Annotated in this window: 8 protein-coding genes; 3 read left to right on the top strand and 5 right to left on the bottom strand. The window is 58.6% G+C overall.

Annotated elements, in window-relative coordinates; all coding sequences use genetic code 11:
* The 4 genes from repC to CCGE531_RS34080 form a co-directional block, all read right to left on the bottom strand.
* Nucleotides 1-1,215 carry a plasmid replication protein RepC gene (repC, locus tag CCGE531_RS34095; RefSeq protein WP_120671245.1) on the bottom strand — a complete coding sequence of 405 codons (1,215 nt, stop codon included), beginning with the start codon at nt 1,213-1,215 and terminating at the stop codon, nt 1-3.
* A gap of 155 nt (nt 1,216-1,370) precedes the next feature.
* A complete protein-coding gene (gene repB / locus CCGE531_RS34090) occupies nt 1,371-2,411 on the bottom strand; it encodes a plasmid partitioning protein RepB (protein ID WP_120671244.1) in 1,041 nt (346 codons plus the stop codon).
* On the bottom strand, nt 2,408-3,619 hold the full coding sequence (repA, locus tag CCGE531_RS34085; RefSeq protein ID WP_120671243.1) for a plasmid partitioning protein RepA: 1,212 nt from the start codon (nt 3,617-3,619) through the stop codon (nt 2,408-2,410). The genes repB and repA overlap by 4 nt, the downstream gene beginning before the upstream one ends.
* A gap of 451 nt (nt 3,620-4,070) precedes the next feature.
* Nucleotides 4,071-5,219, bottom strand: coding sequence for a site-specific integrase (locus CCGE531_RS34080; protein ID WP_120671242.1), 1,149 nt, complete (start codon nt 5,217-5,219; stop codon nt 4,071-4,073).
* A gap of 304 nt (nt 5,220-5,523) precedes the next feature.
* Between CCGE531_RS34080 and CCGE531_RS34075 the strand changes: the two genes are divergently transcribed.
* From CCGE531_RS34075 to CCGE531_RS34065, 3 genes are read left to right on the top strand one after another with little or no spacing between them, the layout of a single operon-like run.
* Nucleotides 5,524-7,161, top strand: a complete 1,638-nt coding sequence (locus CCGE531_RS34075; RefSeq protein WP_120671241.1) for a Mu transposase C-terminal domain-containing protein — start codon at nt 5,524-5,526, stop codon at nt 7,159-7,161.
* Nucleotides 7,152-8,075: a TniB family NTP-binding protein gene (locus CCGE531_RS34070; RefSeq protein WP_120671240.1), complete on the top strand. Its 924-nt coding sequence runs from the start codon at nt 7,152-7,154 to the stop codon at nt 8,073-8,075. The genes CCGE531_RS34075 and CCGE531_RS34070 overlap by 10 nt, the downstream gene beginning before the upstream one ends.
* A complete protein-coding gene (locus tag CCGE531_RS34065; RefSeq protein ID WP_120671239.1) occupies nt 8,072-9,157 on the top strand; it encodes a TniQ family protein in 1,086 nt (361 codons plus the stop codon). The genes CCGE531_RS34070 and CCGE531_RS34065 overlap by 4 nt, the downstream gene beginning before the upstream one ends.
* On the opposite strand, the gene CCGE531_RS34060 is transcribed toward CCGE531_RS34065, so the two are convergent.
* The gene (locus tag CCGE531_RS34060) at nt 9,144-10,061 is read right to left on the bottom strand and encodes a recombinase family protein (RefSeq protein WP_120671238.1); all 918 of its coding nucleotides are present in this window, start codon (nt 10,059-10,061) and stop codon (nt 9,144-9,146) included. The genes CCGE531_RS34065 and CCGE531_RS34060 overlap by 14 nt on opposite strands.
* Nucleotides 10,062-10,584 lie beyond the last annotated feature (523 nt).

Raw genomic sequence — 10,584 nt, 5'->3', positions numbered from 1 at the left:
TTATCCCGCTTGATTAACCTTTTCCCCATTGTTGCGGAGTAGTGCCATGATCACCGGACCGAGCGAAAACTCACCCCGCTCGGTTCGTCGTGTCAGATCTCGCAGATACCCGCCGGGAGAAATTATCAGATTTGCGCGCTCCAGAATACAGGACACTGCGACAGCGGCGTTCTCCGGTCCCATGGCCTCGCAAGCATCTTGATAGGCAGATGGGCTCACGGCCAGCATCGATCTCACCACCACGGCGGCCGACATCAGGTCGCGCCAGCTCCCGACCGCTCCGCCTGGCCCATAGTTGCTGATTTGGGGGCAGGCTTTCAACACAATCCCAAGTGGGAACGTCTTCAGCGGCTCGTTCCTCGGCCGGCGAGTTATGACCGGCTTCCCGCCCTGCTCCTTTTCAGAGCTAGGTTCAAGTTCATGGAAGGATTCGGGTTTTGAATTCTGTATGTGCTGCTCAATATGAGCATCATTGGTGCTGTTAAACTGTGAATCTGACTGCATATCCAACTGATAAAGGACCTCCTCGCGAAGAAGCTCCATCTCATCGAGAGCGTTTGCGATGTCTGCCATAGTCGGTGTCCGCGGGATGCGGCCCACTAGGTCCACATACGTTGCTTCAACAGCCGTCCAATTGCCGTCGGCGCCCTCCTCCATGGCAGCCGAAATCAGTTTGCGGACGTCACGCCGGCAGATTGTCAAATTCTCCTTGGCTTTTCTAAATGCTGAACGGGCTGCGACGACCTTCTGCGCGACAAGCGCAAGTTCTTCGGCGCGGGCAAGGATTGGCGACAGATCGAAACCAAACGCATTCTCGATCTCGCCGGCGCCATTCTTGCGAGCGTAGCGTTTGCCGTTGGGGCTGTCTCTGCGGACAATCAGCCCGCAGTCCACGAGCAATGCAAGGTGGCGCCGAAGCGTCGCCCCAGCCATGCCGTGGGCGCGAAGGATCAATTGTGCATTCGAAGGGAACACGACCAATTGTGCGTCCTGGCGCAGTTCGTTCTCCGGGTAGAAACTGAGCAGCGCGTCGAGAACAGCAAGGCTGTTGGACTGCAATCCAAGCTCTTCCCGGGCTTCGGAAGCGTCCCGGAAGACCTTCCACTTGTCGACGGATTTGCCCACCTTGATCTCGTTGGCAGCAACTTGCCGCCTCACGAGAGCAAGCGTCATCGGCCGCCGCCCAAAGGGCGTCGTCACACTTCCTGTCTGCATCGTCTTTCACCTTTCAGAAGGCAAAAGAAATCAGCTCACCAAATCGGTGCCAAAGACTCTTGACGAATATTCGTGGAAGTGCGATTCTCAGGTTGCTTAGATCTGAAAGAGGTTTCCACGACGGCGACGTTTTGGGGGCCTTTTTCTTTTTCCGCTTAATCTCCGTTATTCATTTGCTCTAGAGCGCCGCTTTTGGAGCGATGCTCCTCGAAAAGGGCGGGCAATCTTTCGAGGACGAAGGCCGCGAAATCAGGCATCTCGCGTCGATCGATCGAGAGGTCCAACTTGGTTTTGCTCTTCGTCACCTGGGCTAGACGCATGCCCGTAGGCGTCGTCAAGAGATCTGGAAGTCCTCGCTTTGCTGGTGCCGGTTTAAGGCGGGCGACAAGCGACTTGAAACGGTCAGGGGAGGGCAGGGCTTTCGCCTCCGCCGATCGCAAGAATGTTGAAGCCTCGTCAAGAACGCTGTCGCGCGTCAGAAGATCGGCGAGGCCCACCCAACTCTTCAACCCGATTCCCGGCGCCGAGCCGATCGCGTCTATAACGTCCGCGGGAATGCGGGTCACGACCGACAGCATGTTCGACAGGTCGCTTTTGTAGACGGACAGCGCGGCCATCACCACATCTCTCGAAAACTGCTCGTTCAGCCGAGAGGCGAAGCGCGCTTTTTCGATGAATGTGAGGTCCTGGCGTTCATTGTTTTCCTGGCCCTGGGCAATAACGAGTTGCTGGTCGGTGAGGTCCCTGACAACCGCCCTGACGGGGCGGTTCAGTTCGGTGACCGCACGCAAACGCCGATGGCCGAACGCAACCTGATATCGGCCTGGCGTTTCCGGGTGAGGGCGAACGAGGATCGGGATCTGCTGGCCGTGCTCGCGGATCGCTTCGATGAGCCCAGATATATCACCCGGCATCCGGTCCTGAACGAAGGACGGATCAATGCTATCGGTATCGAGCTCGACGATCGTCTGGCCTTCCGCAAGACGTTTTTCGATTTCTTCGGCGCGCTCGAAGCGGGCCTTGCCTTCTGCGAAGGCACCGCCAACCTGGGCGGTAAGGCGCGACGATGCCGGCGCTGGATCCGCTGGAGTGGTGCCGAGGAGTGGAAGAATGCTCCGGCTTTTGACCGGTCTTTCAACTGGCACCGTAACAGCACCGGTTGTCCTCGGGGCGCGGAGTATATCCTTCCTGCTCATGGCTTTCTTCCCCATGCCTTCTTGATCAGCGACTCGATCTCATCGTTGACGTTGTTCATCGCCTCCAAGGCGCGGTCGTAGGTGGCGCGAGTGAATTGACCCCTTTCCACTTCGAAAAGGGTCTGGTTGGTCAGGCCCGCGTCCGACACGGCTGTCGTCTTCAGCATCGGGAAATTCAGGACATTTTCCCCGAAAATAGCCCTCAGGTAACCGACCATCTGGTTTTGTGGCCCGTCACTTGGTTCGAAACGCGTCACGAGATAGCGCATCCAGTTGTAATCGAAGCGAGCGCCGTGAGATGAGATCTCTCGAAGCAGGTCCGATGTCATCGACAGGAACTGGTTCATCGACATCACATCGAGCATCTGGGGGTGCACGGTGATCAAAACAGAGGTTGCGGCGGTCAAAGCAGACAGGGTGAGGTAGCCGAGCTGTGGCGGGCAATCAATCACCACGACATCGTAATTGGGTGCAACCTGGTCAAGCACCTCGCTGATGCGATGGAAGAACATCGTATCGCCGATCTTCCGCTTCATCAGCGCCCGCGGCGTGTCGTGTTCGAACTCCATCAGTTCCAGGTTGCCGGGGATCAAATGAAGGTCGGGAATATAGGTGGCGCGCACGATTTCGGCCATCGGACGTGCGTCGTCGTAGCGTATCGCACCGTATAGCGTCTCGTTTGCACCGACATCGGTCTCTGGTTGGTTGCCAAACAGTGTGGAAAGGCTCGCCTGGGGGTCGAGATCGATGGCAAGCACGCGGTAGCCCCGAAGGGCGAGGTACTGGGCGAGGTGAGCAGCCGTCGTCGTCTTGCCGGACCCGCCCTTGAAATTCATCACGGAGATTATCTGAAGCGCTTCGTTGTCACGACGGTGGGGAAGATAGCGGCGATTTCCGCGGCCCACCTGGTCAAGATGCTTTCGGATCTTGTGCATGTCCTCGACGGAATAGGACCGGCGGCCGGTCGGACTGGTGCTGACCTGCAGACCCTCGAGTTCGTTTGCGAGCTGACGCAGATATACTTCTTTCACGCCGACCAGCTTTGCTGCTTCCGCCGGCTGAAACGTGCGAATGCCCTTTTCCGCCGTGGGGGGAAAGGTCGCGAGCTGGTGCTCTTGCAGTTGCGCCGACAAGGAACGAGAATGGCGCTCAATCAAGCCCATCAGGTCTTCATCTTTTGGCGGTAATTTTGCAGCGATTTTGGGCATCCCCGGACCTGAATTTTTAAAATAGCGCTTCTGAGCGGAAATTCGTAATCACTCCGCTGCTGACAATAAGCATCGATTCTAACAGGCTGGCAAGCTATTTAGGGTTAACAAAACCTTAACGCGCTCATCCCTAAGTCACACTGCGCCTCCGGTATGTCTTTTACAATCAAAGCATTAGAGCCGCCGCGCAAACAAAGCGGCTCCCATCCATCAACTGGATTCTTTGATTACCGAGTCGGGGCGACTGAAGTTAAGCCCGGCGGCATCGATAATTTGGCGCATCCGCGTGCCGATCTTTGCGACTCAGTCAACAGGGGGTCGACCCGGAACACGCGATCCGGGTGTGTACAGCTTCAAGGCATTCGAGACTGTTTCAAATGACCGCTGCAAACGCCGTCTTTCTGGACGCGCGAAATCTGGTAAGCATACGGCAATCCTGCTGTGCAGATTATTAAAGTAATCGCGCGCCCTTGCCGCTGCGTCGGGTGGCGCTGTTGTAATAGCTCGACGCTTGTTGAACCGATCGGTGGCGCGACTGCTCCATTGCTTCGGGTAGAGGCACGCCACGGTTCGCCGCCTCGGTGAGATATCCCGACCGAAGGCCGTGAGCAGAAAACTCCTCCGCATCCAGCCCCGCCATCTCCGCCCGCTGCTTCAGGATCGCATTGACCGACTGAGGATCGATCGCCCGCCGCGACACCGTGCCCCATCGCCCGATCCCGCGAAACACGCTGCCCTTGTCGATCTTGGCGGCCTCCAGCCAGTCATTCAACGCTTCGACCGGCCGGCCGGTCAGGTAGACGATGTCGTCCTGCTCGCCAGTCGTCGTCTTGGTGCGGCCGAGATGGATGGCAAGCGAGGGGAGGGGAGGGCCATCCGGGACCTCGATGGGCGGCTCGACGGTCAGTTGTTCTCGTCGCAGCCCGGCGATCTCGCTGCGCCTCCGACCACCGGAAGCAAACGCGACCATCAGGATGGCGCGATCCCTGACATCACGCAGGCTGTCGGTTGAGCAGGTGGCAAGAAGCTTTGCCAAAATATCGCCGGTCACGGCTTTCGCGCTCTTGCGGCGCCGGGTGCGGGGGACTGCGCGCACGGCCAGGCGGACGGCTGACTTGAGGGCAGGGGAGGCGAAGGCTCCGTCGAGGCCGCGCCATTTGGTCAGCGTCGACCAGTTCGCCAGGCGTCGGCGCACCGTTGATGGCGTGTGCGGACCGACGGATCTCAGAAACCCCTGGAGCCGAAGGTTTTCATCGACATCGGCCGGCATGCCGTGATCGGGATCCGTCTCGCGATGCTGCGGGTCCCAGAGGTGATGGGCGACGAATTTCAAAAGCAGCGCCTCGGGCGCCGGCCAGGGCAGCGAATGTCCGGTCGCAGCCATGCCCCAGGCTTCCAAGTAGGCGAGATCCGAGGTCAGCGCGCGCAGTGTGTTGTCGCCCATGCCCTGGTTGACGAGATGGCGCAGCGTCTCGACGTCCTGGTCGGTCAGCAGTTCGGCGAGTTCGTCGCGGCGCTCGAGCGGCAACACGGAGGCGATGGTGTCGAGTTCTTCGGCGCGGCGCTCGACAGCGGTCAATGATGTCTTCGGTTTGGCCACGGATGCTCCAAATGGCGGGTATCGGCGGCCATTACGGCCCGCTTTGCCCCGATTCTTTCTGTGTCGGTTTTCCTCGATCGCTGGATTGTATGTGCCTGTTTTTCCAAGCTTGTGGGTTTTCCTAATTAACCGGATTCCCCTTATTGGGCGGACTGCTCGCGCGATTGCGGCTCTGCAAACATCGCTTTCAAAAGTCGCACGATAGGTGCGTCGTTGTCATGTAACATTCATGCGGTATCGTGATGGGCGAGACGGCGAGAGGACAATGTCTGAAGCCAGATTTCGCGGTTGAGGGATGACCTCAATGAAGCAAAAGCTCGACAAGCTGAACGTTGCTGATGCGGCCTGGTTGAAGGCAGCATACCGCGAGCGCGTCATCCGTCCACTCGCATCACTGGCCCGGTTGTCACCTTTGGAAGTCGGTGGAGCCTGTCGTGAACTTGGACTAAGCCGAAGCCGCTTTTATGAATTGCTGAGCCAGTATCGCGCTTCTCCAGTCGCCAGCTCACTGCTCGACCGCGTTCGCGGGCCGAAGAAGGGCAGGCGGCTGCTTTTAGCTGAACAGGAAGAGGTCATTCAAGCGGCGATGCGGGATACGTTCCGCAGGCGAGAACGCCCCACGGTCACTGTGCTTTACGATCGGGTGCGGCAGCTTTGCCATGAACGTGAACTTCGCCCTCCATCCTGGAAGGCAGTCCGGGTGCGCGTCGATATCGAAGACCCGGAAACGCTTATGCGCGATCGCGATGGGGCGAAAGCTGCAAGGCAGCGCTTCACGCCGGTCACACAGGAGTACCATGCTGATCATGCCCTGCATGTCGTCCAGATCGACCATACCCTGGTCGATCTGTTTGTCGTCGATGCGATACATCGCAAACCGCTGCAACGCCCCTGGCTGACGTTGGCGATCGACGTAGCGAGCCGGATGGTGGCGGGCTTTTATTTGACCCTGGAGAACCCATCATCAACCTCGGTCGCCCTGACGATCCAGCATCTGGTGATGCCGAAGGCCTCGTGGCTGCAAGCGCGGAAGATCAACGCGGATTGGCCGGTCTTCGGTCTGCCGGATGTGATCCATCTCGACAATGGCCGGGAGTTTCATGGCAAAGCCCTGGTTCGAGGGGCGGCCGAACACGGAATAGAGCTGGTCTACCGACCGGTCGCGCGACCGCATTTCGGCGGTCATATCGAGCGATTGATCGGCACGATGATGGGAGCGGTGCACATGCTTCCAGGATCCACTTCGAGCAATGTCCTCGAACGCGGAGCCTATGATCCCCAGAAGCACGCGATCATGACGCTCGACGAGCTCGAGCAATGGCTGACGCTTGAGATTGTCGGCCGCTATCACACCGAAGTCCATCGGACATTGCGGCTTCCTCCCAAAACCGCTTGGGAAGACGCTATAGCCGATCGCCCCTATTCTCTGCGCTTGCCGTATGATCCAGAGGCGTTTTTGCAGGACTTCCTGCCGATCGAAGAACGCCGCATCCGCAGGGATGGTTTGCATCTGTTTGGAATACGCTATTGGGACGATATTCTCAGTCCTCTGGCCGGTCGGTCCTTCCAGCGAGTGCGCGTGCGCTATGACCCACGGGATCTCTCCTGCGTCTTTGTCGAAAGTCCGGATGGTGCGAACTGGCCGATCCGCTTTGCAGATCTCAGCCGGCCTCGCATCACATTGGGAGAACATCGCCTGGCAGTTTCCGCGCTGAGGGAGCGTGGTGTGCAAGCTCTCGACGAGCAATTGATCTTCGCGACAATCGCCGAGCAGCGGCAGATCCTGGACAGCGCGATCCGGCAAACCAGGAGTATGCGGCGCATAGTCGAACGCAAGGAACGATCGTTGGCTGATCGCGGCGACGCCTTCAACGGGCGGGAGCTCGATGAGGACAAGGCCTTTGACGACTTGTCTCCTTTGATCGTGGAGGAGTGGTCGTGAATGAGTATGCCCACCTGCTGCCGGCATATCGAAGTCATGCTGCTTTGGATGACAGCGATCGCATAGCCTGGATCAGGGGTGATCGTTGGCTGGAAACGGCCCAGGCCAAATCAGCGCTGGCACGCCTGGAGGATTTGTTATCCTATCCTCCTCGCGACCGCATGCCGTGTCTGCTCCTCTACGGAGATACCGGCATGGGAAAGACGAAGATTATTCGCAAGTTTCTCCGTGATCACCCGGCGTCTTTCGATAGAGGCGACGGCACCACGCGGATGCCGGTCGTGGCGATGCAAATGCCTCCCGAGCCGCTTGAGCGCGATGTTTATAGTGAGCTGTTGAGCGCAATGGGGGCGCCGGGGCCAGCGAACGAAGCAGCTTTCCGGCTCAGGAACGTTTGCAAAAGCCTTATGCGCCGCATGGAGGTGCGGATGCTGATCATCGATGAGATCCATGCGATGCTGAGCGGCTCTTTCCGCCAACAGAGGATCTTTCTCAACCTCATCCGTTTCCTTGCCAACGACATGCGGGTTCCACTGGTCTGCGCAGGCACCGATCTCGCTCGGCAAGCTTTGCTCACCGATCCGCAACTGGCAGAGCGTTTCGAGGCCTGTTGGCTTGAGCGCTGGTCGAACGATCAGCAATTGGCTCAACTTCTATCCAGCCTCGCCTGTATTCTGCCGCTGCGCCGGCCATCGAGGATAGGGTCGGCCGCCGTGCGCCGCCGCGTTCTCGATCTGACGGACGGCGTGACGGTTCGGATATTCCGGCTCATTGAGACAGTCGCGGCCGACGCGATCCGCAGCGGCAGGGAGTGCATCACCATCGAAAGCTTCGATAGCGGCGATCTTGTCTTGCCCCTTGTTGCCATGACGCGCCAGGCGGAACGGCGGCTGAAGCAGCGGGTGGTTCAATGAGGCAAATCCCGCTACTGCCGATCGCGCCGCGACCCTATGCTGGCGAACTCATTTCCTCCTGGCGGGGACGTGTTGCCTGCCGATATGGATGCACACCAGAGGAAATTGATCGCTGGCTTGGATGTGACGGTGCCAATGGTGAGATGAACAGTTTCGTAAGGCACGATGTTCGTCCGAGCACATCGATAATCAAATCATGGGCGCGCGCATCCAGGCTGAGGGTGTGCGACATAGAGAGAATGGCACTTGGACGCCTGGCCAGACCCGCGAGCTGGTATGTCGATGGCTACAGCGAGCGTGGGCTGTGCACTCAATGCCTTGATGAGGATGTATCAGAGGGTCAGGACCATCACTTGCGGGCAGAATGGTTTCACGTCGAGGCGGTGGTCTGCGCCAAGCATCGTCGCAGGCTGCAAGATTTCTGCGATCGCTGTTTCGCCCGCGGTCAATTTCGATTCGAATGGCAGCAGGGAAGGGCTGTGCTTGTCTGCGAGCGATGTTCGAGCCCGGTTTCAACTATCGTGAACGAGACGATGGAGCCGGATGTTCTCGACTTCCTGATATTGTTAACCCGTACCTTGGAGGACGTTGTGGCGAGGCGGCATGTCATCTCGTTGCAAGATATCATCGCCGTCGCAAAATTCTTATGGACGCCTTGTCTGGCCGATGGAAAGCCGTTTATCGCTTGGTTCGACCTCGGGCAGACCTTTACAGTTTGTCCTCTTTCGGTTGGCTTCTCCGGTTCTTTGGCCATCCTAGCCCGCCCGCCGCGTGTCGCCACACTGATCGCGGCGGCACAGTTGCTCGACTTAGTTCAGGCCAGGCAATTGTTTGGTGAGGTTCCTGCCTTCATCGAACGCGAACTCGCCCAGTATAGCTGTGGCCCGGCGCGGCCGACTGCCGCAGCACCTCGATCGAAGAAAAAGGTTTCGACCTTCAAGCTGAGACGGGATGCGGAATATTACCAAATGGCCAGGCAGACGATCGCGACACAAGATTGGAGGAACATTGCCAAGATGAAGGACCGTGTCCGAAATCGGCATCTTGGGCGTTTGATGAATCAGGCACTCAATCGCGAATGAGCCCGAAGCGACGCGCCTCGTCCAGCAGCGCCCTGACAGAAGACGGTTGCCACTTTCGACCTCCCCGCTGAGGTCGCTCATGCATTTGGTCCAATTGCGCCGCAATATCGCGCAGCGACAGATCGGGATCGGCGATGGCAATCCCGGCAACCAGCCGCATCAGATGATCCTCGGGCTGGCGCCGAGGGGACCGCTTGACCAATTCCGGCTCAACGAGCCTCTCGCGCACCATGCGCTGCACCGCTCGGCGCAGGCGTTCGACGGTCCAGTCGTGGCCTTTGCGATTGAGGATCCGCACGACATCGTCCCAACTATGCTGCGGGCGCAGCTGCCGCACCGTCGGCAGCCATGTCTGCGCCGAGGCAACTACCTCGTCCAGATAGGCGCGGCTACGAGCGGCTGAGACTGCCCGCACTGCCTCCGGTCGTCGTTCCCGAAGCCCGGGATTGCCGGCCAGCCTGCCACGCGCCTTGGCGGCCTGCATGCCAGACTTGGTTCGCTCGGAGATCAGGGCACGCTCGAGCTGAGCGACGGCACCGAGCACCTGTAGGGAAAACATCCCCTGCGGCGTAGAGGTGTCGATCGGATCGCGCAGCGAGCGGAAATGTACGCCACGTTTCTCGAGGTCCTCGATGACGTCGAGCAAATGGCTGACCGATCGGGCCAGGCGATCGAGGCGAACGACGACGAGCACGTCGCCGGCGCTGAGATCTTTTAGCAGCTTGGCGAGGACCGGCCTGGCGCGTGACGCTCCTGATCCATGTTCCTGATGAATGCGATGACAGCCGGCCGCACGCAGTTCGTCGACCTGGGCGTCATTGAGCTGATCGTCGGTCGAAACACGAGCGTAGCCGATCAGCCGTTGCTGCAGGGAAGGGGGATTGACCTTCATCGCTTTCGCCATCGATTTTCCGACCCGTTTTGAGTGGCATTTGTACAGATAATGAACACATAAGAAAACGTTCCTTTGCAAGCGTGTTTTATGGCCAAAAGCGAAGGCCGTACAGGGTGTTTTCTGATCAAGGATAGGCAACGACCCATCTTGGCTACGAAACGCCCGTCAGCGGCCTTCCACGGTCGAAATGCCGAGAAACTGGCTGTTTTGAGAGGGATCGATCGCGGCCCTGTCAAGTTCGACAGCCGCTGATGCCAGGAAGATGGAGGGGAGGGGTGCAAGTTGGCGGATCGAGCCAACGTCGTTCCGCTCAATCCAGCAAATGAGTCCGCCGAACCAGGGCGAAAAGTGACCCGAAAGCCCGGATTTCCAGGCGAATCCGCCGATCCAGGACGGACGACATTCTGATTTGCGCCCTGAAATCAATCTACTATCGATAAACGCTAGTTATCGATGGTTATACCCTCAGTCGAGAATCGTACGATGTGGGGAACTGCAATATCCATATAGTGTTCGTATAAGACTTCGTTTA

Origin of the sequence: Rhizobium sp. CCGE531 (assembly GCF_003627795.1) — a bacterium.
Lineage (GTDB): Bacteria > Pseudomonadota > Alphaproteobacteria > Rhizobiales > Rhizobiaceae > Rhizobium.
Note: the sequence above shows the minus strand (reverse complement) of the source record. Positions and strands in the feature narration are given on the sequence as shown.